Origin of the sequence: Aeromonas sp. R5-1, assembly GCF_040908265.1 — a bacterium.
Taxonomy (GTDB): Bacteria; Pseudomonadota; Gammaproteobacteria; order Enterobacterales; family Aeromonadaceae; genus Aeromonas; species Aeromonas caviae.
In genome coordinates, this window is record NZ_JBFODJ010000102.1 from 1 (window position 1) to 24,651 (window position 24,651).

Consider the following 24,651-nt stretch of genomic DNA (forward strand, 5'->3'; position numbering starts at 1 on the left):
TCTTTACCGGTTAGTGTGCTGATATGGCTCAGTCGGTAGAGCGCATCCTTGGTAAGGATGAGGTCCCCAGTTCGATTCTGGGTATCAGCACCATTTTCAAGCAGTACAGCTTTTGCCTGACGGCAATAGCGCCGTGGAACCACCTGATCCCATGCCGAACTCAGAAGTGAAACGCGGTAGCGCCGATGGTAGTGTGGCATTCGCCATGCGAGAGTAGGACACTGTCAGGCACCTATTCAGAAGAGGCCTCCCATACGGGAGGCCTTTTTGCATTTCTGTCCTCCCGCCGCAATTCCCTGCTTCTATTTCAGTAAAAATGCTGGGCTATCAAGGGATTGCTCGTTACTCTTTAGCCGTTGCCCGATGAACACGTGATGCTGCCTGCGAGGTATTGATGGCTACGTTGAAGGAAATTGCACAGGAGGCGGGGGTATCGCTTGCTACCGTATCCCGTGTGCTGAACGAGGATCCCAGCCTGAGCGTCAAGGACGAGACCAGGCAGAAGATCTTCGAGATTGCCGAGCGGCTGGAGTACAAGACCAGCAGCGCCCGCAAAGGGGTGCACAAGAGCAAGCTGCAGCTCCTGGCTGTCTACGCCTATCCCCAGAGCACCGAGGTCAACGATCCCTATTACCTCGCCATCCGCTACGGCATCGAGACCCAGTGCACCCGCCTCAACATCGAGCTGGCCCACTGCTACAACGGTGCCGAGGGGCGTGAGCTCTCTGCCGTCGATGGCATCCTAGTCATCGGCCATCTGCCGGAAGAACGGCTGGCCGTGCTGCGCGGCTTGTCTGCCCAGCTGGTGTTCGTGGATTGCCGCTCTCAGGGCGATTTTGACTCGATTGATGTGGATCTGGCACTCATCAGCCAGCAGGTAGTGGACTTCTTCATCGCCGAGGGCCATCAGCGCATCGGCTATATCGGTGGCCAGGATGATGGCCCGGATCTGCGGGAACTCGCCTTTCGCGATTATGGCCAGCGGCTTGGCGTGGTGCAGGAGAGCGACCTCTATCGCGGAGACTTCTCCAGTGCCTCCGGCTACAAGCTGGCGAAGGAGATGCTGGCAGGGGATTGGCCCAAGGCGCTGTTCGTCGCCTCCGACTCCATCGCCATCGGCGTGCTGCGTGCCATCCACGAGAAGGGACTGGCGATTCCCCAGCAGATCGAGCTTATCAGCGTCAACGATATCCCGACCGCCAAGTTCACCTTCCCGCCGCTCTCCACGGTGCGGATCCACTCCGAGTTGATGGGCTCCCAGGGGGTCAATCTGCTGGTTGAGCGGCTGCGAGACGAGCGTGATATTCCACTCCGGGTGTTGGTACCGAGCAAGCTGACCCTGCGTGGCACTACCCGCTAATTTTAGTAAAACACTTTGCTTTTTAGTCGCACCATCTTGCGGTGGTGCGACACCTCTCCCAAGCAAACCTCTTTCCCATATCATCCAGTAACTTCATATCATATTGTTTTATAATTGATTTTGTTGATAGTCAGCCAACTCTTATCAACATCCATGCCACTCCTCCATATCTTGCCTTCCTTTATCTCCCGCTTCTGATCTCGCTCACAAAACCATCTGTTCATTGTGATCAGGTTAAAACTTTACCAATTCAAAGCTGATATTTAGTAAATGTTTATCTAGAGTTTACCCAGTTAACGTTGCCTTGTTCCGGGAGGACATGTGAATAACTGGGAAAACGTCCAATTCGTTGGTGAAAACAGGCTGGCCCCGCGCGCCTACTTCTTCTCTTATGCCGACCACGCGCTGGCGGCCACCATGCAGCGCGAGCTGAGCCGCCGTTTTCTGAGCCTTGGCGGCCAGTGGCAGTTCTACTACTTCGACCACCCCCTGCAGGTGCCGGAGGCCTTCTATCACAGCCCCATGAACGAATGGGGCCAGATCACCGTGCCCAACATGTGGCAGATGGAAGGACATGGTCAGCTGCAGTACACCGACGAAGGCTTTCCCTTCCCCATCGACGTGCCCTTCGTGCCGACCAACAACCCCACCGGCGCCTATCAGCGCAGCTTCACGCTGAGCCCGGCCTGGGACGGCGAGCAGGTGATCATCAAGTTTGACGGGGTGGAGACCTACTTCGAGGTCTATGTGAACGGCCACTACGTCGGCTTCAGCAAGGGGAGCCGCCTTACCGCCGAGTTCGATATCAGCGCCTACGCCAAGGTTGGCGAAAACCTGCTCTCGGTGCGGGTGATGCAGTGGGCGGACTCCACCTACATCGAAGATCAGGACATGTGGTGGATGGCGGGTATCTTCCGCGACGTCTACCTGGTGGGCAAACCGGCGGTCCATGTGCAGGACTTCTTCATCCAGACCGCGCTGGCTGACGACAACCAGAGCGCCACCCTGAGCTGCGACATCCAGCTCGAAAACTTGGGCGAGTCGGCCAAGGATCACCGTCTGGTCTGGTCGCTGCTGGATCAGGGCAGCGAGATCGCCAGCGGCTCCCTCGACCATCTCGCCATCGACGGCAAGCTCGACTGCCGCTTCACGCTGGATCTGGCCAACCCCCATCTGTGGAGCGCCGAAGACCCTTACCTCTATCAGCTGCAACTCTCCCTCTACAACGCTCAGGGCGAGCTGCTGGAGGTGATCCCGCAGCGGGTCGGGGTGCGTGAAATCACCGTCAAGGATGGCCTCTTCCATGTCAACGGCCACTACCTCAAGCTGCACGGGGTGAACCGCCACGACAACGACCACCTCAAGAGCCGCGCGGTCGGCATGGACCGTGTTGAACGCGATATCGTGCTGATGAAGCAGCACAACCTCAACTCGGTGCGCACCGCCCACTACCCGAATGACCCGCGCTTCTACGAGCTGTGCGACCAGTACGGTCTGTTCGTGATGGCGGAGACCGACGTGGAGACCCACGGCTTTGCCAACGTCGGCGATCTCAGCCGCATCACCGATGACCCCTTCTGGGAGCCGGTGTTCGTGGACAGGATCGAGCGCCACGTGCACGCCCAGAAGAACCACCCCTCCATCATCATCTGGTCGCTCGGCAACGAGTCCGGCTACGGCTGCAATATCAGGGCCATGTACCAGCGCTGCAAGGGGATCGACCCGACCCGGCTGGTGCACTACGAAGAGGATCGCGATGCCGAGGTGGTGGATGTGGTGAGCACCATGTATTCCCGCGTCTCCCAGATGAACTGCTTCGGCGAGTTCCCGATGGCCAAGCCGCGTATCCTCTGCGAATACGCCCACGCCATGGGCAACGGCCCGGGTGGCCTGAGCGAATACCAGCAGGTGTTCGACCGCCATCCCCACATTCAGGGCCACTACATCTGGGAGTGGTGCGATCACGGCATTCTGGATCAGGACGAGCAGGGCCGCCCCGTCTACAAGTACGGCGGCGACTATGGCGACTACCCCAATAACTACAACTTCTGCATGGATGGCCTCATCTACCCGGATCAGACCCCGGGGCCGGGCCTGCGTGAATACAAGCAGGTGATCTGCCCGGTCAAGGTGCGGGCAGTAGATCTGGCGAGCGGCAAGCTGGCGGTGGAAAACCGCTACTGGTTCTCCACTCTCGACGATATCCGCCTGCTGGTCGAGGTGAAGGCCGAGGGCGAACTGCTGGCCAGCCAGCAGCTCCGGCTGGAAGGGGTGGCCCCCGGTGCCATCACCGAGTTGCAACTCGAACTGCCATCCCTCGATGGGCGAGAAACCTTCGTCCAGCTGCGGGTCATCAAGGCCACCGCTACCCGCTACAGCGCGGCGGAGCACGAACTGGGCCAGTACCAGTTCCAGCTGAAGGCATCGACTCGCCAGCTGCAGCCCTTTGCCAATCCCAATGCCACCCCGTTGCAGATTGCCGATGAGCGCCTCGCGCTGACCCTGAGCGGCAGCGGCTTTGCCCTGCGCTTCTCGCGCCTCGATGGCAAGCTGGTGAGCTGGCAGCAGGATGGTATCGAACTCATCGAGCGAGCCCCACGCCTCACCTTCTTCAAGCCGATGATCGACAACCACAAGCAGGAGTACGAGAGCCTGTGGCACCCGAACCACCTGCAGATCATGCAGGAGCACTTCCGCACCTTAAGCTGGCGTCAGCTGGGCGAGGCGGTCGAGGTGACGGTGGAGAGCCTGATCGCGCCGCCGGTGTTCGACTTCGGCATGCGCTGCCGCTACGTCTACACCCTGAGCCCGAACGGCCAGCTGCACGTGGCACTCTCCGGCCAGCCCTACGGCGGTTATGACGACATCATCCCCAAGATCGGCTTCGAGCTGGGCATTCGTCAGGATCTCGACCGGGTGCACTACTACGGCATGGGGCCGGGCGAAAACTATCAGGACAGCCGCCAGAGCAACTGGATCGACAGCTTCCAGAGCACAGTCAGCGAGATGTGGGAGCACTACCCCTTCCCGCAGGACAACGGCAACCGCCAGCAGGTGCGCTGGGCGACCCTGACCAATCGTCACGGTGCCGGTCTCTACGTGCGACCCGATGCCCCCATCAACCTGAGCGTCTGGCCCTACAGCTGGGAGCATATCCACGCGGCGCAGCACATCAACGAGCTGGAACCGAGCGGTTATCTCACCCTCAATCTGGATCACAAGGTGCTGGGGCTGGGTTCCAACTCCTGGGGCTCCGAGGTGCTGGACTCCTGGCGGGTGCGCTTCGAGCCGTTCAGCTTCGGCCTGACCCTGCTGCCCATCGCCCGTGGCAACCTCAATCCGGCTGCGCTGGCCGGGCTCGATCTCACCATCAACGGCGGGAGGAACCTCGCATGATCACCCTGGACAACCTGACCCTGTTCAAAAACATCTACCGGGAGGGCAAGAAGTGGGGCCGCTGCGTGGAGGCCATCAACAACCTGCCGAACCTCAAGCCAGGTATCTGCCACTCCATCGGTGACTCCCTCACCTACCGCTTGCAGGAGGGGGCCAGCCCGGCCACCTCACTGTTCGAGGGGCAGCGCCGCTACTTCGACGTTCACTACTACCTGGAAGGGGAAGAGACGGTGGAGTGGGCAGCCAAGAGCGAGCTGGTGGTCGAGCAGGCCTATGACGACACCACCGACCGCGAGTGGCTGGCTGGCGAGGTGCGTGAGCGCCAGCAGGTGGGTAATGGGCAGGTGGTGATCTTCGAGAACGACGAGGCCTACCGATTCGTCGGCGACGGGCCGGTGCGCAAGGTGATCATCAAGGTCACCGTCGAAGGCGGCTACTTCAAAAACAAATAACAAGCCGCCGGTTCTGCACTGACAAAAGCCGGAAGGGCGGGGCTCGCCCTACACATCACGCCCCGCCCTTTCGCTGAGATAACTACAGGTCTGGAGATGCACCATGTCTGATTCCAAACGCAATACGATAGGCAAGTTTGGTCTGCTGTCGCTCACCTTCGCGGCGGTATTCAGCTTCAACAACGTCATCAACAACAACATCGAGATCGGTCTGGCCTCGGCCCCGATGTTCTTTCTGGCCACCATTTTCTACTTCATTCCGTTTTGCCTGATCATTGCGGAATTTGTGTCACTGAATAAGAACTCCGAAGCGGGCGTCTATGCCTGGGTGAAGAGCTCCCTCGGCGGTCGCTGGGCCTTTATCTCGGCCTACACCTACTGGTTCGTGAACCTCTTCTTCTTCACCTCGCTGCTGCCGCGGGTTATCGCTTACGCCTCCTATGCCTTCCTCGGCTACGAGTACATTCTCACCCCGGTGGCGACCACGGCCTTGAGCATGGTGCTGTTCGCCTTTGCCACCTATGTCTCCACCAACGGCGCCAAGATGCTCGGCCCCATCACCTCGGTGACCTCGTCCCTGATGCTGCTGCTGACCCTCTCCTACATTCTGCTGGCAGGTGCGGCACTGGTGGGCGGCGTGCAACCGGCTGACCCCATCACGGTAGAGGCCATGGTCCCCGATTTCAGCTGGGCCTTCCTCGGCATCACCACCTGGATCTTTATGGCAGCCGGTGGCGCCGAGTCGGTGGCGGTCTACGTCAATGATGTGAAGGGGGGCTCCAAGTCCTTCGTGAAGGTGATCATCGTCGCCGGGATCTTTATCGGCGTGCTCTACTCCATTGCATCGCTGTTGATCAACGTGTTCGTCCACAGCGACACCCTGAAATACACCGGCGGCTCGGTGCAGGTGTTCGAGGGGCTGGCAGCCTACTTCGGCCTGCCGGAGATCCTGATGAACCGCTTCGTCGGGCTGGTCTCCTTCACCGCCATGTTCGGCTCCCTGCTGATGTGGACGGCGACCCCGGTGAAGATCTTCTTCTCCGAGATCCCGGCCGGCATCTTCGGCAAGAAGACGGTCGAGCTGAACGAGAACGGCGTGCCCGCCCGTGCAGCCTGGATCCAGTACCTCATCGTGCTGCCGCTGATGGTGATCCCGACTCTGGGCTCCAACACAGCGCAGGATCTGATGAACACCGTCATCAACATGACCGCCGCCGCTTCCATGCTGCCGCCGCTGTTCATCATGCTGGCCTACCTCAATCTGCGTCTGAAGCTCGATCACCTGCCGCGGGATTTCAGGATGGGTTCGCGCACCACCGGCATCGCCGTGGTCTCGGTGCTGATCGTCCTCTTCTCGGTGGGCTTCCTCGCCTCCACCTTCCCGACCGGCGCCGACATCATGACCATCGTCTTCTACAACGTCGGCGGGATCGTGATCTTCCTCGGCTTCGCCTGGTGGAAATACAACCGATACGAGGCCTCCCTCAGCGCCGAAGCGCGCGCGAAAGAGGCCGAGCCAGCGGCGCAGGTCGTCATCCAGCCGTCATGACCCCATCAAACCGGGTGGCCGTTGGCCACCCGCAAACCGTTGAACCAGAAAAGGAAAAGTGCATGAGCGAGACGATCGAGTTTGCCGAATTCAAGCGGGTCGAGATGAAGGTGGGCAAGGTGCTGGAGGTGGTGCGTCACCCCGGTGCCGACAAACTCTACATCGTCCAGATCGACGTGGGTGGCGAGCGGCCGCTGCAGACCGTCACCAGTCTGGTGCCTTACTACAGCGAAGAGGAGCTGATGGGCAGCCAGGTGGTGGTACTGACCAACCTCAAGCCCACCAGGATGCGCGGTGAGCGTTCCGAGTGCATGTTGCTCTGCGCCGAGACCCCGGACGAGAGCCAGAGCGTGCTGTTGCAGCCGCGGGTGCCGATGGCGCCGGGCACCCCGATCGTCTGAATGGTATTGCGAGCCGGTGCGGTGAGATTGCACCGGTTCACCAAGAAGGCCGTCCACGCGGCCCGATCATAACAAGAGAGTAAAGGGCAGGGTCGACAGACCCTTGCCAAACACATCACAGAGTCACAGCGTTACCCGCAGGGAGCGCGAGTCCACTGGAGGACACCATGTCTGAATCCGTACGCGGCACCATAGGCAAGTTTGCCCTGTTGTCGATGACCTTTGCCGCCGTGTTCAACGTGCGTAACATCGTCAACAACAACATCGAGCTGGGGCTCAGTTCCGCCCCCATCTTCCTGCTGGCGACCCTCGTCTACTTCATCCCGTTCGTCTTCATCATCGCCGAGTTCGTCTCGGCCAATAAAAACTCCGAGTCGGGGATGTACGACTGGCTGAAAAAACCGCTCGGCACCCGGATGGCCTATCTGGGCTCGTTTCTCTACTGGTTCGTGAACCTGTTCTGGTTCGTTTCCCTGCTGCCCAACGTCATCGCCTACGCCTCCTACGCCATGCTGGGCTATGAGTACAGCTTCTCGCCCATGGTCACCTCGGTCATTTCCATCGTGCTGTTTGCGGCGGCGACCCACATCTCCACCAAGGGGGCGAGCTGGCTCGGCAAGATTGCCGAAATAGTGGCCTACGGCGTCTTTGCCCTGTTCGCCATCTATGTGCTGGGCGCCCTGATGGCTCTGAGTGGCGATCATGTACCGGCCCAGCCCATCACGCTGGAGGCGATGACCCCTACCGTCAACTGGGCGACGCTGGGCATCATGTGCTGGATCTTCCAGGCGGCGGGCGGTGCCGAGACGGCGGCGGCCTACCTCAATGATGTGAAGGGGGGCCAGAAGTCCTTCATCAAGGTGATCATCAGCGCGGGTATCGTCATCGGTGCCATGTATGCGGTCGGTTCCCTGCTGGTGAACGTGTTCGTACCGCGCGAGAGCCTCACCTATGCCGGCGGCATGGTGGAGATCTTCACCGGTATGGCGCAGTATTTCGGGCTCTCCGAAGCGCTGGTGGGCCGCTTCGTCGGCGTGGTGCTGTTCATCGCCATGTTCGGCTCCATGATGATGTGGACCTCGGCACCGGTGAAGATCCACTTCTCCGAGATCCCGCAGGGGGTTTACGGCGAGAAGACCACCCAGCTCAACGAGCACGGGGTGCCGGTGCGTGCCGCCTGGTGGCAGTTTGTCTTCGTGTTCGCGATGCTGGTGGTCAACGGCTTCGGCTCCGAGTCGGTGCAGCAGATGATGAACACCGCCATCAACCTCACCGCCGGGACTGCCATGTTGCCGCCGATCTTCATCATGGTGGCCTACTTCGTGTTCCGCTGGAAACATGACGACACCCCCCGCGACTTCCGCATGGGGTCGCGCACCTTCGGGATGGGCGTGGTGTCGGTGCTGATCGCCATCTTCGTGGTGAGCATGAGCGCCTCCGCCTTCCCGGCCGGAGTGGATCTGGTGCGCGCCTTCTTCATCAACGTCTTTATGACCGCGGTCTTCTCGGCGCTGGCCTACTGGTGGATCTCCCGCTTCGAGAAGCGCCAAGCCCGCAAGCTCGGCGGTAATGAGAAGAAAAGCGGCAGCGGCAAGCTGGCCAGCCAGCGCTGACCGGCATGTGGCAAACAGGAGACGGGCGACCAGGGTCGCCCGTTTTTTGTTGGCCGGATCCGGGGCCGGAGGGGCAAACTCGTTTAGTTTTGCTGTGAGAATGTGCTTTATCGTTTAACAAAATGAAACAAATGAGGCTGCCGCTCAACTTTGCACCACAGGGTGTTCGGGGTAAGCTTGTCCCTTCGTATCCGGGGTCGCCGTCTGATGACGCCTTCCCCGTGCCCTGTCGTCCCCATCCCGTGCGGGATGCGCTTTCTCTGGAGACTCCCCGTGCGTCTGGATCCTTTTACCTCTGTGCTGATTGCCGTGGTGGCCCTGGCCTCCTTCTTCCCCTGCGAGGGACAGGTGGCCGTCTGGTTCGGTCTGCTGACCAAGCTGGCGGTGGCGCTCTTGTTCTTCATGCATGGTGCCAAGCTGTCGCGCCAGAACCTGCTGGCGGGCCTCGGCCACTGGCGGCTGCACCTGGTGGTGATGGCCAGCACCTTCCTGCTCTTCCCGCTGCTGGGGCTGCTGCTCACGCCCCTGGTGCCCCAGTGGCTGAGCCCGGCCATCTATCTCGGCTTCTTGTATCTGTGCGCCCTGCCCGCCACCGTGCAGTCGGCCATCGCCTTCACCTCCATGGCGGGGGGCAATGTGTCGGCGGCGGTGTGCAGCGCCTCGGCCTCCAGCATCCTCGGCATCTTCCTCTCGCCTGTGCTGGTGGGGCTGATGATCAATGTGCAGGGGGAGGGGGTCGATACCTGGCACTCCATTCAGGCCATCATGGTGCAGCTGATGCTGCCCTTCGTGGTGGGCCACCTGTCACGCCCCCTCATCGGTCGCTGGGTTGACAGCCACCGGCCACTCATCGGCAAGCTGGACCAGAGCTCCATCCTGCTGGTGGTCTATGTGGCCTTCAGCGAGGCGGTGGTGCAGGGGATCTGGCACCAGGTCGGCTGGTACGATCTGGCCAGTATCGTGCTGCTGAGCTGCGTGCTGCTGGCGCTGGTGCTGGGGTGGAACGTCTGGATCAGCCGTCGCCTCGGTTTCAACAGGGCGGACGAGATCACCATCGTCTTCTGCGGCTCCAAGAAGAGCCTGGCCAACGGGGTGCCCATGGCCAACGTCATGTTCCCCGCCGCCAGCGTCGGTGTCATGGTGCTGCCGCTGATGATCTTCCACCAGATCCAGCTGATGGTGTGCGCCGTGCTGGCCCGCCGCTACCGCGAGCAGGAGGCGGTGCCCCAGGTTCAGGAGGGGTAAGCGGTCCGGATAAAGAAGAGGGAGGCCAGTGGGCCTCCCTCTTTCGTTTGCCGCGTCGTCAGCGTTTGCGCCAGACGGTGAGCTGGGCCACCGTGTGCTGGTACTTGCGGGCGGTCTCGCGGATGACGAAGGGGACGTCCCTCGGGGGCATGTGCTCCTCGAACTCCTCCGCCAGCAGCCGTTGCAGCGCCTGATAGGTGCCGAGGGCCTCGCCGTTTTCCCGGATGCCACCGAGCCAGTTGGCCTTGGGGGTATAGTCGGTCAGCCAGGTGTAGGGGCTGGTGAGCACCAGCAGGCCGCCGCTGCGCAGGCGCGGAGCAATGTCCCGCAGGAAGCGGGCGGGCTCTCGCAGCCGGTCGATGAGGTTGGAGGCGAGCACCAGATCGTAGTCGCCGTACCTGGGCTTGAGGTTGCAGGCATCCCCCTGGCTGAAGTGGACCCGCTCGCTCTGCTCGCGACCGAGCTCGTGGCGGGAGAGGCGCGCCTCGCAATATTCCACCAGATCCCCTTCCACCGGCACCGCGTAGCGGAAGCTGTCCTGTCTTGCCAGGGTCAGGGCCACGTCGATGAAGCGGGCCGAGTAGTCCACCCCGTCCACGTGGGCGAAGCGGCGAGCCAGTTCGAAGCTGGCCCGGCCGGTGGCGCAGCCGATGTCGAGCGCCCGCTCATGGCGGCCGCAGAGCTCGCTGGCAAGACCGGCCAGAGCCTCGGCGTAGTTGGCGACCCCGAAGTGGCTCGGGCCGTACTGGAAGTCGAGATACTGGGCGACCAGGGTGTCGGTTTCATAAGGGTTCACGATGACGGGCTCCTGATGGCGTGAGACCAGGTAGCGGAAGCCCGCATGCTGGAAGAAGTGGCGACGGAAGGCGTAGCGGGAGGATTTGAGTGCCTCGTTGCCGGTGCTGATCCAGCTCCCGCCCTTGATGAGGGTGTGCTTGCCGTCGAAGGTGGGGGTGGAGAAGTCGTCGTAGAGGGGATGCACCTTGAACCCCTCGAAGCCGTCGATGGCGGTGCTGGTCCACTGCCAGACGTTGCCCACCAGATCGAAGAAGCTGCCCTGGGGGCAGGCATCCACCGGGCAGGAGGAGGCGAAGCGGGCCAGGTTGATGTTGCCGGGGGCCTCCATCCAGTCCGGCTGATCGCCGGCCAGTTGCTCCCGCAGCAGCATCCACTCCCCCTCGCTTGGCAACTGGACGGGCAGGCCGGTCTGATCCGCCTTCCAGCGGCAGAAGGCGGCGGCCTCCAGCTGGTTCACCTCCACCGGCCAGTCCCAGGGCATGGGGACCTGCTCGGTCATCAGCCGCAGTTGCAACTGCTCGGGTTCATTGGGATCGCCGACCCAGAAGGTGGGCATGCGGGCGTTGGCATACTGGCGCCAGCCCCGGCCCTCGTCGTCCCACCAGGCGGGCGCTTCATATCCGCCCGCCTGCACGAAGGCCAGGTATTCGGCGTTGCTCACCAGCATGCGGCTGGCCTGGAAGGGGGCCAGCTCGATGTGGCGCTCGCCGTATTCGTTGTCCCAGCCGTAGGTGGCATCCTGCTTGCCGAGTCGCACCTGGCCGCCGGCCACCGGCAGCAGGGTGTTGACGGGGACGGCGGCGAGATCGTGGCGCGCCTCGGGGCAGACCGGCCATTGGGGCTGGCTGCGCACCCAGGCCAGGGGCAGCTGGCGGATCAGCACGCTGGAGGTCTCGAGGTGGATGCGCTCGTGCTCTATGCCCATCAGGATGACCCAGGCTGGGCTCTGCCAATGGATGGGCAGCTCGATCGGCATTCGCTCGATGAACTCACACACCAGGGCGCGCACCCGGCCCCGATAGTCACGCAGCTCGGCCACAGTGGGCCAGTCGTAGTGGGTTTCGTCCAGATCGTCCCAGCTCATCTCGTCCACCCCGATGGCGACCAGGGCCTCGATGCGGGGGTCGAGCCGACTCTCGATGAGACGGGCCGCCAGCAGCTTGTTGACGAAGAAGGCGGCGGTATGGCCGTAGTAGAAGATGAGCGGGTGGCGCAGGGGGATCGCCTTGTTGAACCAGGCCCGCTCGTCGGCCAGGCAGTCGAACAGCGAGTCGTAGAGATCGAAGGTCTGGCAGAAGTAGGCGAGCAGCTCGCGGCGCTTGTGGTCGGGATCGTCGCCGGTCAGCAGCGGGGTGCGGGTGGGGGCAGGCAGGCCCGGATGGACGAATGAGTGGCTGGCTTGGGTCACGCTCTGACTCCTTGTTGATTCTGGCGGGTGAAGCAGCGATGGAGTGCTCTATACGCACCAGGTATCACTATTGGCTCAACGAACCGGGGCGGCAACCAAAAAAATGGGTCAACACCCCCCTTCGGGTGTGGTCAGATTGACCAGATTGTGGTCTGAATGACTCTTTGTTATGGACCCTTCGAGCCTCGAAATATTGAAATGGATAGATAAATCATGATGTTAGCCATATGGCACAGGGTTTGCTGATTGCCACTCACCTGCCGCGTCGTGCGGCAAAGAGGAAACGAGGAGTAGCGGGATGAAATGGATGCTGGGAGTGGTGCTGGCCCTGGGACTGACCGGATGCAGCTGGCAGGATGACGTCAAGGTGCGCGGGGAGGGGGCCGTGGTGGAGCAGCAGCATCCCCTTGGGCATGAGGTGACCCGGGTGCTGGCGGGCGTGCCCGCCAACCTGTACCTGGTGGCGGGAGAGAGCCATACCCTCAGGGTCAAGGGGGAGGCCAACCTGCTGCCCTATCTGGTGCTCACCGAGAAGGGGGAGAAGCTGGAGATCGAAGTCAAGGATGGCTACCGGCTCGACCCCACCCAGCCGCTGGAGATCACCATCACCCTGCCGACGCTGCACGAGTTGGCACTGGCGGGAGTTGGCAACGGCGCCTTGCGCGACTTCAAGGGGGATGATCTGGTGCTCTCCCTGGCGGGCACGGGGGACATCGTCGCCAGCGGGCTGACGCTGGATCGGCTGGAGGGCAACATCGCCGGGCTGGGCAACCTGGATCTGGGGCAGGGCTCCGCCCGGGTGATGACGCTGAACATCGCCGGCGCCGGTGGCGTCAAGGGGGCCGGGCTCACCAGCGAGGAGGTCGAGGTGAGCATCGCCGGCAGTGGCGAGGTCGAGGTGCGGGCCCGATCGCGGCTCAAGATAGAGATCGCCGGTGCCGGTGCGGTCAACTACTGGGGCAGCCCAGCGCTGACCAGCGAGATCGCGGGTTCGGGTCAGGTGAGCCGGTTGGGGAGCTGATCCCATCATCGCAACAATGAAAAAGGCCCCTCGGGGCCTTTTTTGCAGGATGCGACACTGTGGGACGACGCCTCACTCGAGGGGGAGTGCGAGGCCCAGATCGGCGTTCAGGCGCATCAGCAGCCACTGCATGCCGGCGAGGTGCTGGTGGTCATGGCTGACGAGCAGGCGCACCAGACCGTCCAGGGTCACCTCCCCATAGCCGCCATAGCGGGCGCGGCGATGCCAGGCGTCGGACGGCACCTTCTTCAGCGATTCGACGGTCTGCAGGCGGGCGGTGCGAAACCGGTCGAGCTGCGCGGCGGTATCCTGCCGGGGGTAATCATGGTCCAGCGCCAGCTGGTAGCCATCGAGGGAGGCGAGCTCCGGCAGGCCCTCCGCCAGGGTGCGACGAAACCGCACCTGATAGCCCAGCACCTCGATGTCCAGCAGGTGGCAGAGGTGCCCCCTGGCACTGAAACGCTCGGAGGGGATCCCGGCCCAGTTGGCGGGTTCCCAGTCCAGACGGTCGGTGGGGACCTGTGCCAGCAGTCGCTCGAACTGGTCCGGCATGGCCAGCAATGTGGTGAAGAGAGGCATCCTTGTCTCCTGTTTCCGGGTGAATGGCCGCCCGCTGACGGGGCGGCCACAAGCGGGTCAGCCTCAGGCCGGTTCGCCCAGGTGGTTGGCGTGAAAGCGCAGGTGCGCCTCGATGAAGCTCGCCACGAAGTAATAGCTGTGGTCGTAGCCGGCATGGCGGTTGAGCGTCAGGGGCCACGCCCGGGTGGCGGCCACTTCGGCCAGGGTGTCGATGCCGAGCTGCTCCGCCAGGAAGGGGTCGTCCAGCCCCACGTCCACCAGGGTCGGCAGGGGCGGGCTGTCGTGGTGGCGCAGCAGTTGGCAGGCATCCCACTCCTGCCACAGCAGGGGATTGTTGCCGAGGTAGGCGCCGAGGGCCTTCTGGCCCCAGGGGCAGCGGCTCGGGTGGCTGATGGGGCTGAAGGCCGACACCGAGCGGTAGCGACCCGGCTCGCGCAGGGCGGCGATGAGGGCGCCGTGGCCTCCCATGGAGTGGCCGCTGATGGCGCGCTTCGTCGAGACCGGGAAGTGGGTCTCGATGAGCTCGGGTAGCTCCCGGGTGACGTAATCGTACATCTGGTAGTGATCCCGCCAGGGGGTCTGGGTGGCGTTGACGTAGAAACCCGCCCCCATGCCGAGGTCATAGCCGGGATCGTCCGCCACCCCTTCACCGCGGGGGCTGGTGTCCGGCGCTACCAGAGCGATGCCGAGCTCGGCGGCGATGCGCTGGGCCCCGGCTTTTTGCATGAAGTTCTCGTCGGTGCAGGTGAGACCGGAGAGCCAGTAGAGCACCGGGACTTTCTGGCCGGTGAGGGCCTGGGGCGGCAGGTAGATGGCGAAGCGCATCTCGCACCCCAGCACATTGGAGCGGTGGCGATACTGCTTGTGCCAGCCGCCGAAGCTCTTGTTGCTGCTGATGATGTCCAGATTCATGTAAGGACTCCTTGCCCCGCCCATGCGATGGGCGGGGCGCTCATGGGATCAGTAGTGGATGACGGTGCGGATGCTCTTGCCTTCGTGCATCAGATCGAACGCCTCGTTGATCTGCTCGAGGGGCATGGTGTGGGTGATGAAGTCGTTCAGCTTGAACTCACCCTGCATGTAGCGCTGCACATAGCTCGGCAGCTCGCTGCGACCGCGCACGCCGCCGAAGGCGCTGCCGCGCCACACCCGGCCGGTGACCAGCTGGAACGGACGGGTGCTGATCTCCTGGCCCGCGCCGGCCACGCCAATGATGACCGACTCGCCCCAGCCCTTGTGGCAGCACTCCAGCGCTGCGCGCATCACCTTGACGTTGCCGATGCACTCGAAGGAGAAGTCGACGCCGCCGTCGGTCATCTCGACGATCACCTCCTGGATGGGCTTGTCGAACGTGTTCGGGTTGATGCAGTCGGTGGCACCCAGCTTGCGGGCCAGCTCGAACTTGCTCTCGTTGATGTCGATGGCGATGATGCGGCCGGCCTTGGCCAGGCGCGCGCCTATGATGGCGGAGAGGCCGATGCCCCCCAGCCCGAAGATGGCGACGCTCTCACCCTCTTTCACCTTGGCGGTGTTCATCACGGCACCGATGCCGGTGGTGACGCCGCAGCCCAGCAGGCAGACCTCTTCCAGGGGGGCGGCCGGATCCACCTTGGCGATGGAGATTTCGGGCAGTACCGTGTATTCGCTGAAGGTGGAGGTGCCCATGTAGTGGTAGATGGGCTGGCCGTCCTTGGAGAAGCGGGTGGTGCCGTCCGGCATCAGCCCCTTGCCCTGGGTGGCGCGGATCTTCTGGCACAGGTTGGTCTTGCCGGATTTGCAGAACTTGCACTCGCCGCACTCGGGGGTGTAGAGCGGGATCACGTGATCGCCGACCTTGACGCTGGTGACGCCCTCGCCGACGGACTCGACGATACCGCCCCCTTCATGGCCCAGAATGCAGGGGAAGACCCCTTCCGGATCTTCACCGGAGAGGGTGAAGGCATCGGTGTGGCAGACGCCGGTGGCGACGATCCGCACCCGTACCTCGCCGGCCTGGGGCGGCATGACCTCGACCTCTTCGATGGAGAGGGGCTGACCCGGTCCCCAGGCGATGGCGGCTTTACACTTGATGCTCTGAACCTGTGCCATGAATGACGTCCTCGTAGTGGTTGGATGAACGGAAATGAGTTCGGAGATCCAGTGTAGTTTCCCGCCGATTTGGTGATAATAACGCTAAATATCAAATCACTTTTACACACAGGTAATAATGTTCGGCTGGGAAGGGGTCTGTGAATTTGTCAGCGTGGCGGAGCAGGGGGGCTTTACCCCGGCCGCGCGCAAGCTCGGGGTGTCGGTGGCCCAGGTGAGCCGCCAGGTGGCGCAGCTCGAAGACAGGCTGCAGGCCAAGCTGCTGCTGCGCACCACCCGTCAGGTGCGTCTCACCGAACTCGGGGAGATCTATTTTCGCCACTGCCGCCAGTTGCTGGACAACCTCTACGAGGCGGAGCTGGCGGTGGGACGCCATCAGGCGGTGCCCCAGGGCTCCTTGCGCATCACGGCCCCGGTCTCCTACGGCGAGAGCCGCATCGCCCCCCTGGTGAACGACTTCATGGTGCGCTTCCCCCAGCTGGAGGTGACCCTCAACCTCACCAACCAGTTGCTGGATCTGGTGCACGAGGGGTTCGATCTGGCGATCCGCCTCGGCCACCTCAAGGATTCGACCCTGGTAGCCCGCAAGCTGGCGCAGCGGGTACCCTATGTGTGTGCCTCCCCCGCCTACACCGCCCGCCACGGCATGCCCAACAGTCTCTCGGAGCTGGCCCGTCACACCTGCCTGGTGGGCAACGGGGACGAATGGCACTTCACCCTGAACGGTAAACCCCACAGCGTGCGGGTACGCGGTCTGCTTCAGTGCAACAGCGGCCACGCCCTGCTGGATGCGGCCATCAAGGGGATCGGCATCATCCAGCTGCCGGACTACTACGTGAGCGACCACCTCGCCCGGGGGGAGCTCATCGAGCTGCTGCCGGAGCTGCGGGCCCCCGAGGAGGGGATCTGGGCCCTCTATCCCCACAACCGCCACCTCTCCCCCAAGGTGCGGCTGCTGGTGGACTATCTGGCCGAGCGCCTCAGTGATCCCCATCAACCCGCCCTGGTGCGCCCCATCGGTTGAGCCGTCGCCCGAAAAAGAAAAGGCCCGCATGTGCGGGCCTTTTGCATGGCATGAAGGGCGGGGCTATTCCCGCTCCTTGACGTAGGGGGTGCCGAGGGCCTTGGGGGCCACCGCCTTGCCGATGAAACCGGCCAGCAGGAAGACCGTCAGGATGTAGGGCAGCGCCTCGATGGCCTGCACCGGGATCGGGAAATCGCCGATGCTGACCCCTTGCAGCCGGATGGCGACCGCGTCGAGGAAGCCGAACAGCAGACAGGCCGCCATGGCGTTCCAGGGGCGCCACTTGCCGAACACCAGGGCCGCCAGCGCCATGAAGCCCTTGCCCGCGCTCATGTTGGGGATGAACTGGGCAGTCTGGGCCACCGCCAGATAGGTGCCCCCGATCCCCGCCAGCAGGCCACCGATGATGAGGGCGGTGTAGCGCATCCGCACCACGGAGATGCCTGCGGTGTCGACCGCAGCCGGGGCCTCGCCCACCGCCCGCAGCCGCAGGCCGAAGCGGGTGCGGAACAGCACCCACCAAGCCAGGGGCACGGCGGCGAAGGCCACGTACTCCAGCAGGGAGTGACCGCTCAAGAGCTCGCTGTAGAGCTGGCCGATGACGGGTACGTCATAGAGCTCCTTGGCATAGGGCAGGTCGATGGGGGCGAAGCGCGCCGCACCGGAGAGCGCCGGGGTCTGGCCGCCCTGATCGAACCAGTAGCGCCCCAGGGTCACGGTGAGACCGGCCGCCAGGATGTTGATGGCCATGCCGCTCACCACTTGATCACCCCGGTGGGTGATGGTGGCGAAGCCGTGCAGCAGGGCGAACAGGATGGAGATCCCCACCCCGACCCCCAGCCCAATCCAGGCGGAACCGGTGACGGCGGCCGCCGCCGCACTGGCGAAGGCGGAGGCCAGCAGCTTGCCCTCCAGGGCGATGTTGACCACCCCGGAGCGTTCACAAAACATCCCGGCCATAGCGGCAAGAATGAGCGGCGGCGCGGTACGTATGGTGGCATCCAGCATCAGGATCAGCATTTCAAACATGGCTTGGACTCCCTTCGGCTCGCAAAACATCCCCGTCATCCATGGCCGCCAGGATCAGTGGCGGTGCGGTACGTATGGTGGCATCCAGCATCAGGATCAACATTTCGAACATGATCAGGCTCCTTTCACTTGGGCGGCCGGGCGGTTGGCAAAGGCCAGATAGGCCTGCTCGATGCGCGGGCGCAGCATGTGCTCCAGGGCGCCGCAGAACAGGATCACCAGACCCTGCAGCACCACGACGATGTTGCGGTCCACCCCGAACTCGAAGCTGAGCTCGGCGCCGCCCTGGTAGAGGAAGCCGAACAGCAGGCTGGCGATGATGACGCCAACCGGGTGATTGCGGCCCATCAGGGCCACCGCGATGCCGGTGAAGCCGAAGCCTTCCACGAAGTTGAGCTTGATCTGGTGCAGCTCACCCTGCAGCACGTTGAGGGCGAAGAAGCCCGCCAGCATGCCGGAGATCACCATGGCCAGGATCACCACCTTGGGATAGGAGATGCCCGCGTAGGCGGAGGCACTCTGGCTGGCGCCGACCGAGCGGATCTCGTAGCCCCAGCGGGTATGCCAGATGAAGACCCAGACCAGGGCCGCACAGATCAGCGCCCAGAAGAAGCTGATGTTGAGCGGGCTGTTCGGCACCGTCACGCCGACCGCCGCCAGCAGCTCGCTCATCTTCGGCAGCCAGCTCGCCACGGCGAACACCTTGCTCTCGGTCGCCATGGATCCTGGCGGCTTGAAGACGTCTACCAAGAGGTAGGCCATCAGGGAGGCGGCGATGAAGTTGAACATGATGGTGGTGATGACGATGTGGCTGCCGCGCTTGGCTTGCAGCCAGGCCGGGATGAAGGCCCAGGCCGCACCGAACAGGCCGCCGGCGATGATGGCGAGCGGCAGCAAGAGGGCGAACGGCAGCACGTCCCCGAGCAGCAGACAGACCAGACCGACCCCGAGGCCGCCGATATAGGCCTGCCCCTCACCGCCGATGTTGAACAGGCCGGCGTGGAAGGCCACCGCCACCGCCAGACCGGTGAAGATGAAACCGGTGGCGTAGTAGAGGGTGAAGCCTATCCCCTCGCCGGTGCCGAAGGCGCCGTACCACATGATTTCGGCTGCCTCGATGGGGCTGATGTCGAGGTAATAGAACAGGATGGCCGACACCAGGAAGGCCAGCAGGATATTGACTGCGGGCAGCACGCCCACGGATATCCAGGCAGGAACACGTGCTTGGCTCATGAATGGGCCTCCTTGATATCGTCGGGGACTGGTGTGTTGACCATCATCAGGCCGAATCCGTTACAAGTGGTTGTGACCTTCATGATGTGGCTCCTTGTGATTGGCTTGCCGCCACGTCGTCAGGAACTATGTTCGCCATCATCAGGCCGATGGTGCGTTCATCCGCCCTGGCGCCGTCCAGCTCGCCGACGATGCGGCCATCGGCGATGACCAGGATGCGGTCGGAGAGGCTCATGATCTCATCCAGCTCCACCGACACCAGCAGCACCGCCTTGCCCTTGTCGCGCATGGCGATGATCTGCTGGTGGATGTACTCGATGGCGCCGATGTCGACGCCCCGGGTCGGCTGGCCGACCAGCAGCACATCCGGGTCCTGCTCCACTTCCCGGGCGATCACCAGCTTCTGCTGGTTGCCGCCGGAGAAGTTGGCGGTCTTGTGCTCCGGGCTCGGCGGGCGCACGTCCCACTTGTCCATCTTGGCCTGGCAATCCTGGCGGATCGCCTCCTTGTCCTGCAGCCAGCCCTTGTTGTACTGGGCACGGCGGTGATAACCGAGGATGAAGGCCTCTTTCGCCTCGAAGCGGTTGATGAGCCCCATCTTGTGCCTGTCTTCCGGGATGTGGCCGAGGCCGAAGTTGCGCACCTGCTCCGGGTCGGCCGGGTGGCTCTGGCTCACCTCGTGGCGCTGCGCCCCGGCAATGGTGAAGCCGCCCTTGCTGGGCTTGAGGATGCCGCCGAGCATGCTGAGCAGCTCGGACTGGCCGTTGCCGGAGACCCCGGCGATGCCGACCACTTCCCCCGCCCGCACCTCGAAGCTGACGGATTTGACCCGTTCCACCCCGGCGTCATCGACGTAAGAGAGGCCCTCGACCTTGAGCTTGGCCTCGCCCGGCTGGGCGGTGCCCTTGTCGACCTTGAGGCGCACCTTGCGGCCCACCATCAGCTCGGCGAGCTGCTCCTTGTCGGTGTCTTTGGTGGCGACATGGGCCACCATCTCCCCCCGGCGCATGATGGAGACCTGATCCGTGATGGCCAGGATCTCCCGCAGCTTGTGGGTGATGAGGATGACGGTCGCCCCCTGATCCCGCAGCTTTTTCAGCACCTCGAACAGGTGATCCGCCTCTTGCGGGGTCAGCACCCCGGTGGGCTCGTCGAGGATCAGGATGCGGGCACCGCGATAGAGCGCCTTGAGGATCTCGACCCGCTGTTGCAGGCCCACCGGCAGATCCTCGACCTTCTCGTGCAGCGGCACCTCGAGACCATAGTCCCGTGCCAGCTCGCCCAGCAGCTTCTCGGCGGCCGCCAGGCTCTTGCCCAGGCGCCAGCCGTTCTCGGCCCCCAGGATGACGTTTTCCAATACGGTAAAGTTGTTCACCAGCATGAAGTGCTGGTGCACCATGCCCACCCCGGCGGCAATCGCATCTTGGGAGCCATGGGGTTTGAACGGATTCCCGTCGATCAGCATCTCGCCTCTGTCGGCGTGGTAGAAACCGTAAATGATGCTCATCAGGGTCGACTTGCCGGCGCCATTTTCGCCGACGATGCCGTGAATGCTGCCTTTACGAACCTGAAGGTCGATCTGCTTGTTGGCGTACACGTCGCCGAACCGCTTATCGATACCCCTTAATTCGATGGCATAGCGATCTGTCTGGTCCATGATGCAGTCCTTGCGGGTCATGAAGTAGAGACTAAAAACCGGCCCGTGCGGGCCGGTCATCACTGGTTGAGAGTCGTAGCAGGGACTCAGTACTTGCAGGAGTTGTCGCTCATGTAGTCGTGCACCTTGATCTTGCCGGCGATGATGTCGGCCTTGATGGCTTCGACCTTGGCTTTCATTTCCGGGGTGATCAGCTTGGCGTTGTTCTCGTCCAGCGCCCAGTCAACACCGCCTTCGGCCAGACCCAGGGACTGGATGCCCGGCTTCCAGCTGCCCTTGGCGGCGTCATCCCAGCTCTTGTACGCGGCCAGACCGACCGACTTGACCATGGAGGTCAGCATGGTGCCCGGCTGCAGGTGGTTCTGGTTGGAATCCACACCGATGGCCAGCTTGCCTTCGTCCTTGGCAGCCTGATAGACACCGATCCCGGTGCCACCGGCGGCGGCATAGACCACATCGGCGCCCTTGGCGAACTGGGACTTGGCCAGTTCTGCACCCTTGGCCGGGTCGGCGAAGGCTGCCGGGGTGGAGCCGGTCATGTTCTGATAGACGTCGATCTTCGGATTGATGTACTTGGCGCCTTGCTCATAGCCGCACTGGAACTTGCGGATCAGCGGGATGTCCATGCCGCCCACGAAGCCGACCTTGCCGGTCTTGGAGGCGATGGCCGCCAGGGCACCCACCAGGAAGGAACCTTCATGCTCCTTGAAGATGAGGGACTGGACGTTCGGCTTGTCGACCACCATGTCGATGATGGTGAACTGGGTGTTCGGGAACTCGGTGGCAACCTTCTCTACTGCGGAACCCATGTTGAAGCCGACGGCGACGATGGGGCCGTTGCCACGGCTGGCCAGACGACGCAGGCCCTGCTCGCGCTGGGCTTCGTTCTGGGGTTCGAACTCCTTGACCTTGACGCCTTTGTCCTTGTTGTAGACTTCGACGCCGTTGCGGAACACGGCTTCGTTGAAGGACTTGTCGAATTTGCCTGCGGTGTCATAGATGACGGCGGGCTCGGAGGCTGCCTGGGCGGACAGGGCAGCGAGGGTGAGGGCGGCCACGGTGGCCAGCTTGAGCACTTTAGTCACGATCGTATCCTTGATTGTTATGTGAGGGTCCACAACCTGTCTTGGCAGGTCATAAAGCACGCTGGCTAACTGTAAGTGAGCCAGCCCGTTGGTCAAGGGGATCATAGAGGAAAAACGTTTGCGTTAACGGTTTGAAATATAAGCAAATTGCCTTATAAGTGTTTGTTTTATGGTGTTTTTGCAGAATTAAATTCCGGGATTAATAGGGCTCGATCGACATTTTTGTTTGGATTCATGACGTTAGGCGCAACCGTTTTCCTCCCCTGATGAAAAAACTGGCTTCCATCGGCACCAGCCCTGCGGCCTCATCGACGCCACGTTGGCGGGCGGGCTGGCCCCCGGCTGCTCACGGCTTGGTCTCTGGCGGCTCAGGCCGTATAATCCCCGCCTGTATAAATAAACAGGAGTGGTGATGGACGTTTCAACCCTGCTCGACGGGCTCAATGACAAGCAAAGAGACGCGGTGGCGGCCCCCCGTTGCAACCTGCTGGTGCTGGCCGGTGCCGGTTCGGGCAAGACCCGGGTGCTGGTGCACCGTATCGCCTGGCTGATGCAGGTGGAACGCTGTTCACCCTTCTCCATCATCGCGGTCACCTTTACCAACAAGGCGGCGGCCGAGATGCGCGGCCGGGTCGAAAAAGTGATCGGCGACGGCGTGCGCGGCATGTGGATCGGCACCTTCCACGGCATCGCCCACCGACTGCTGCGGGCCCACCATCTGGATGCGGGGCTGCCGCAGGATTTCCAGATCCTCGACTCCGACGACCAGTACCGCCTCATTCGCCGGGTGCTCAAGGCGCTCAACCTCGACGAGAAGCACTGGGCCCCGCGCGCCGTGATGGGCTACATCAACGGCAAGAAGGACGAGGGCTTGCGCCCCGGCGACATCGATCTTTACGGCGACCCCGTCACCCGCACCTATCAGCAGATCTACAAGACCTACCAGGAGACCTGCGATCGCTCCGGTCTGGTGGACTTCGCAGAACTCCTGCTGCGCGCCCACGAGCTGTGGCTCAACAAGCCCCACATCCTCGAGCACTACCGGGATCGCTTCCAGAACATCCTGGTGGACGAGTTCCAGGACACCAACGGCATCCAGTACGCCTGGCTGCGGATGCTGGCGGGCGACACCGGAAAGGTGATGATCGTCGGCGACGATGACCAGTCCATCTACGGCTGGCGCGGCGCCAAGATTGAGAACATCCAGCGCTTCCTGACCGACTATCAGGGCGCCGAGACCATCCGCCTCGAGCAGAACTACCGCTCCACCGCCAACATCCTCAAAGCGGCCAACAGCGTCATCGCCAACAACGCCGAGCGCCTTGGCAAGGAGCTGTGGACCGAAGGGGCCGAGGGGGAGCCGATTTCGCTCTATGCCGCCTTCAACGAGGTGGACGAGGCGCGCTTTGTGGTTGGCCGCCTCAAGGACTGGAAAGAGAAAGGTGGCTTGCTGGCCGACTGCGCCATCCTCTATCGCTCCAACGCCCAGTCGCGGGTGCTGGAAGAGGCGCTGATGCAGGACGCCATGCCGTACCGCATCTACGGCGGCCTGCGCTTCTTCGAGCGCCAGGAGATCAAAGACGCCATGGCCTACCTGCGCCTTATCAACAACCGTGGCGACGACGCCAGCTTCGAGCGGGTGGTCAACACCCCGACCCGCGGCATCGGCGATCGCACCCTCGAAATCCTGCGCAACAACGCCCGGGATCAGGGCCAGAACCTGTGGCAATCGGCCAAGGCACTGCTCAATGACAAGGTGCTGACCGGTCGCGCCGGTAACGCGGTGCGCGGCTTCGTCGAGCTGATCGACGCCTTGGAGGAGCAGGTCTCCCTGCTGCCCCTGCACCAGCAGGCGGATATCGCCATCCAGCACTCCGGCCTCAAGGCCATGTATCTGGCGGAAAAAGGCGAGAAATCCCAGGCGCGGGTAGAGAACCTGGACGAACTGGTCACCGCCTGCCGCCAGTACCAGCGCCCGGACGAGCTGGAAGACATGAGCGATCTCTCCGCCTTCCTCGCCCATGCAGCGCTGGAATCCGGCGAGAATCAGGCGGACGAATACGCCGACGCGGTGCAACTGATGACATTGCACAGCGCCAAGGGGCTGGAATATCCCCTGGTGCTGCTGGTCGGCGTCGAGGAAGGCATGTTCCCCAGCCAGCAATCCACCGAGGAGTCGGGGCGGCTGGAGGAGGAGCGCCGCCTCTGTTACGTCGGCATGACCCGCGCCATGGAGAAGCTCTACATCTGTTATGCCGAGAGCCGCCGCATCTATGGCCGCGAGATGTTCCACAAGCCGAGCCGCTTTATCCGCGAAATGCCCGCCGAGTGTCTGGAAGAGATCCGGCTGCGCACTCAGGTCAGCCGCCCCACCCAGTACGGCCGCTTCAGCCAGAACGAGGTGCAGCAGAGCTTTGACGCCAGCGGCATCAAGCTCGGCCAGCGGGTGCTCCATCCGAAATTCGGGGAAGGCATAGTGCTTAACTTCGAAGGGGTCGGCCAGCAGAGCCGGGTGCAAATCCAGTTCGACGACGTCGGCGCCAAGTGGCTGGTGACGGCGTATGCAAGATTGGAAGCGCTCTGATTTTTCCCGCTCTTGATGTAACCAACCCGGCTTAGGCCGGGTTTTTATATCAACCATCGCAACAAGCTTAAAGACACGATTACCACATAATCTTCGACATTTGCCCCTAAACCCCTAGGGGCTTAGGCA

The 24,651-nt window shown here is 62.8% G+C and carries 18 protein-coding genes, 1 tRNA gene and 1 rRNA gene; 12 read left to right on the forward strand and 8 right to left on the reverse strand.

The window, feature by feature from the left end; all coding sequences use genetic code 11:
• The first annotated feature begins 17 nt into the window (after nucleotides 1-17).
• From AB5Y64_RS13370 to AB5Y64_RS13410, 9 genes are all read left to right on the forward strand, one after another.
• Nucleotides 18-93 (forward strand) — tRNA-Thr (locus AB5Y64_RS13370).
• 22 nt (nucleotides 94-115) lie between these two features.
• Nucleotides 116-230 (forward strand): 5S ribosomal RNA (gene rrf / locus AB5Y64_RS13375).
• A gap of 164 nt (nucleotides 231-394) precedes the next feature.
• Entirely contained in the window at nucleotides 395-1,360 is a 966-nt protein-coding gene (gene ebgR, locus AB5Y64_RS13380; RefSeq protein ID WP_039039553.1) for a transcriptional regulator EbgR, read from the forward strand.
• Nucleotides 1,361-1,681: 321 nt separating this feature from the next.
• Nucleotides 1,682-4,756 carry a beta-galactosidase subunit alpha gene (ebgA, locus tag AB5Y64_RS13385; protein ID WP_039039552.1) on the forward strand — a complete coding sequence of 1,025 codons (3,075 nt, stop codon included), beginning with the start codon at nucleotides 1,682-1,684 and terminating at the stop codon, nucleotides 4,754-4,756.
• Complete coding sequence (locus AB5Y64_RS13390; protein WP_039039551.1) at nucleotides 4,753-5,208, forward strand: beta-galactosidase subunit beta; 456 nt, start codon at nucleotides 4,753-4,755, stop codon at nucleotides 5,206-5,208. The genes ebgA and AB5Y64_RS13390 overlap by 4 nt, the downstream gene beginning before the upstream one ends.
• Before the next feature lie 103 nt (nucleotides 5,209-5,311).
• Nucleotides 5,312-6,757, forward strand: coding sequence for an amino acid permease (locus tag AB5Y64_RS13395; RefSeq protein WP_039039550.1), 1,446 nt, complete (start codon nucleotides 5,312-5,314; stop codon nucleotides 6,755-6,757).
• A 62-nt stretch (nucleotides 6,758-6,819) separates the two neighbouring features.
• Nucleotides 6,820-7,158, forward strand: a complete 339-nt coding sequence (locus AB5Y64_RS13400) for a tRNA-binding protein (RefSeq protein ID WP_039039549.1) — start codon at nucleotides 6,820-6,822, stop codon at nucleotides 7,156-7,158.
• A gap of 167 nt (nucleotides 7,159-7,325) precedes the next feature.
• Complete coding sequence (locus AB5Y64_RS13405; protein WP_039039548.1) at nucleotides 7,326-8,771, forward strand: amino acid permease; 1,446 nt, start codon at nucleotides 7,326-7,328, stop codon at nucleotides 8,769-8,771.
• A gap of 273 nt (nucleotides 8,772-9,044) precedes the next feature.
• On the forward strand, nucleotides 9,045-10,016 hold the full coding sequence (locus tag AB5Y64_RS13410; protein WP_039039547.1) for a bile acid:sodium symporter family protein: 972 nt from the start codon (nucleotides 9,045-9,047) through the stop codon (nucleotides 10,014-10,016).
• Between the two features lie 58 nt (nucleotides 10,017-10,074).
• On the opposite strand, the gene ovoA is transcribed toward AB5Y64_RS13410, so the two are convergent.
• Nucleotides 10,075-12,222 (reverse strand): 5-histidylcysteine sulfoxide synthase, encoded by a 2,148-nt coding sequence (gene ovoA / locus AB5Y64_RS13415; protein ID WP_039039546.1) that lies wholly within the window; start codon nucleotides 12,220-12,222, stop codon nucleotides 10,075-10,077.
• A gap of 298 nt (nucleotides 12,223-12,520) precedes the next feature.
• Between ovoA and AB5Y64_RS13420 the strand changes: the two genes are divergently transcribed.
• Entirely contained in the window at nucleotides 12,521-13,243 is a 723-nt protein-coding gene (locus AB5Y64_RS13420; RefSeq protein WP_039039545.1) for a head GIN domain-containing protein, read from the forward strand.
• A 72-nt stretch (nucleotides 13,244-13,315) separates the two neighbouring features.
• On the opposite strand, the gene AB5Y64_RS13425 is transcribed toward AB5Y64_RS13420, so the two are convergent.
• The 3 genes from AB5Y64_RS13425 to AB5Y64_RS13435 form a co-directional block, all read right to left on the reverse strand.
• Nucleotides 13,316-13,822, reverse strand: coding sequence for a DinB family protein (locus tag AB5Y64_RS13425; protein ID WP_039039544.1), 507 nt, complete (start codon nucleotides 13,820-13,822; stop codon nucleotides 13,316-13,318).
• A 63-nt stretch (nucleotides 13,823-13,885) separates the two neighbouring features.
• Nucleotides 13,886-14,734 (reverse strand): S-formylglutathione hydrolase, encoded by an 849-nt coding sequence (gene fghA, locus AB5Y64_RS13430; RefSeq protein ID WP_039039543.1) that lies wholly within the window; start codon nucleotides 14,732-14,734, stop codon nucleotides 13,886-13,888.
• Nucleotides 14,735-14,782: 48 nt separating this feature from the next.
• Nucleotides 14,783-15,910, reverse strand: coding sequence for an S-(hydroxymethyl)glutathione dehydrogenase/class III alcohol dehydrogenase (locus tag AB5Y64_RS13435; RefSeq protein WP_039039542.1), 1,128 nt, complete (start codon nucleotides 15,908-15,910; stop codon nucleotides 14,783-14,785).
• Nucleotides 15,911-16,028: 118 nt separating this feature from the next.
• Here AB5Y64_RS13435 and AB5Y64_RS13440 point away from each other — a divergent pair, with 118 nt between their 5' ends.
• Nucleotides 16,029-16,934 (forward strand): LysR substrate-binding domain-containing protein, encoded by a 906-nt coding sequence (locus tag AB5Y64_RS13440; RefSeq protein ID WP_039039541.1) that lies wholly within the window; start codon nucleotides 16,029-16,031, stop codon nucleotides 16,932-16,934.
• Between the two features lie 63 nt (nucleotides 16,935-16,997).
• On the opposite strand, the gene AB5Y64_RS13445 is transcribed toward AB5Y64_RS13440, so the two are convergent.
• The 4 genes from AB5Y64_RS13445 to AB5Y64_RS13460 all read right to left on the reverse strand — a co-directional run bounded on the left by AB5Y64_RS13445 (nucleotide 16,998) and on the right by AB5Y64_RS13460 (nucleotide 21,938).
• Nucleotides 16,998-17,963 carry an ABC transporter permease gene (locus AB5Y64_RS13445; RefSeq protein WP_010672471.1) on the reverse strand — a complete coding sequence of 322 codons (966 nt, stop codon included), beginning with the start codon at nucleotides 17,961-17,963 and terminating at the stop codon, nucleotides 16,998-17,000.
• A gap of 114 nt (nucleotides 17,964-18,077) precedes the next feature.
• Nucleotides 18,078-19,196 (reverse strand): ABC transporter permease, encoded by a 1,119-nt coding sequence (locus AB5Y64_RS13450; RefSeq protein ID WP_039039540.1) that lies wholly within the window; start codon nucleotides 19,194-19,196, stop codon nucleotides 18,078-18,080.
• A 79-nt stretch (nucleotides 19,197-19,275) separates the two neighbouring features.
• On the reverse strand, nucleotides 19,276-20,853 hold the full coding sequence (locus tag AB5Y64_RS13455; RefSeq protein WP_039039558.1) for an ABC transporter ATP-binding protein: 1,578 nt from the start codon (nucleotides 20,851-20,853) through the stop codon (nucleotides 19,276-19,278).
• A gap of 86 nt (nucleotides 20,854-20,939) precedes the next feature.
• On the reverse strand, nucleotides 20,940-21,938 hold the full coding sequence (locus AB5Y64_RS13460) for a BMP family protein (protein WP_039039539.1): 999 nt from the start codon (nucleotides 21,936-21,938) through the stop codon (nucleotides 20,940-20,942).
• A 412-nt stretch (nucleotides 21,939-22,350) separates the two neighbouring features.
• Here AB5Y64_RS13460 and uvrD point away from each other — a divergent pair, with 412 nt between their 5' ends.
• Nucleotides 22,351-24,522, forward strand: a complete 2,172-nt coding sequence (gene uvrD, locus AB5Y64_RS13465; RefSeq protein WP_039039538.1) for a DNA helicase II — start codon at nucleotides 22,351-22,353, stop codon at nucleotides 24,520-24,522.
• The last annotated feature ends 129 nt before the right edge of the window (nucleotides 24,523-24,651 follow it).

Bases quoted from the DNA above. Each gene is read 5' to 3' on its own strand.
- AB5Y64_RS13405 (WP_039039548.1), top strand. From the start codon at position 7,326: ATGTCTGAATCCGTACGCGGCACCATAGGCAAGTTTGCCCTGTTGTCG.
- AB5Y64_RS13390 (WP_039039551.1), top strand. From the start codon at position 4,753: ATGATCACCCTGGACAACCTGACCCTGTTCAAAAACATCTACCGGGAG.
- AB5Y64_RS13395 (WP_039039550.1), top strand. From the start codon at position 5,312: ATGTCTGATTCCAAACGCAATACGATAGGCAAGTTTGGTCTGCTGTCG.
- ebgR (WP_039039553.1), top strand. From the start codon at position 395: ATGGCTACGTTGAAGGAAATTGCACAGGAGGCGGGGGTATCGCTTGCT.
- fghA (WP_039039543.1), bottom strand. From the start codon at position 14,734: ATGAATCTGGACATCATCAGCAGCAACAAGAGCTTCGGCGGCTGGCAC.
- AB5Y64_RS13420 (WP_039039545.1), top strand. From the start codon at position 12,521: ATGAAATGGATGCTGGGAGTGGTGCTGGCCCTGGGACTGACCGGATGC.
- AB5Y64_RS13455 (WP_039039558.1), bottom strand. From the start codon at position 20,853: ATGGACCAGACAGATCGCTATGCCATCGAATTAAGGGGTATCGATAAG.
- AB5Y64_RS13400 (WP_039039549.1), top strand. From the start codon at position 6,820: ATGAGCGAGACGATCGAGTTTGCCGAATTCAAGCGGGTCGAGATGAAG.
- AB5Y64_RS13425 (WP_039039544.1), bottom strand. From the start codon at position 13,822: ATGCCTCTCTTCACCACATTGCTGGCCATGCCGGACCAGTTCGAGCGA.
- AB5Y64_RS13450 (WP_039039540.1), bottom strand. From the start codon at position 19,196: ATGAGCCAAGCACGTGTTCCTGCCTGGATATCCGTGGGCGTGCTGCCC.
- AB5Y64_RS13440 (WP_039039541.1), top strand. From the start codon at position 16,029: ATGTTCGGCTGGGAAGGGGTCTGTGAATTTGTCAGCGTGGCGGAGCAG.
- uvrD (WP_039039538.1), top strand. From the start codon at position 22,351: ATGGACGTTTCAACCCTGCTCGACGGGCTCAATGACAAGCAAAGAGAC.
- AB5Y64_RS13445 (WP_010672471.1), bottom strand. From the start codon at position 17,963: ATGTTTGAAATGCTGATCCTGATGCTGGATGCCACCATACGTACCGCG.
- AB5Y64_RS13435 (WP_039039542.1), bottom strand. From the start codon at position 15,910: ATGGCACAGGTTCAGAGCATCAAGTGTAAAGCCGCCATCGCCTGGGGA.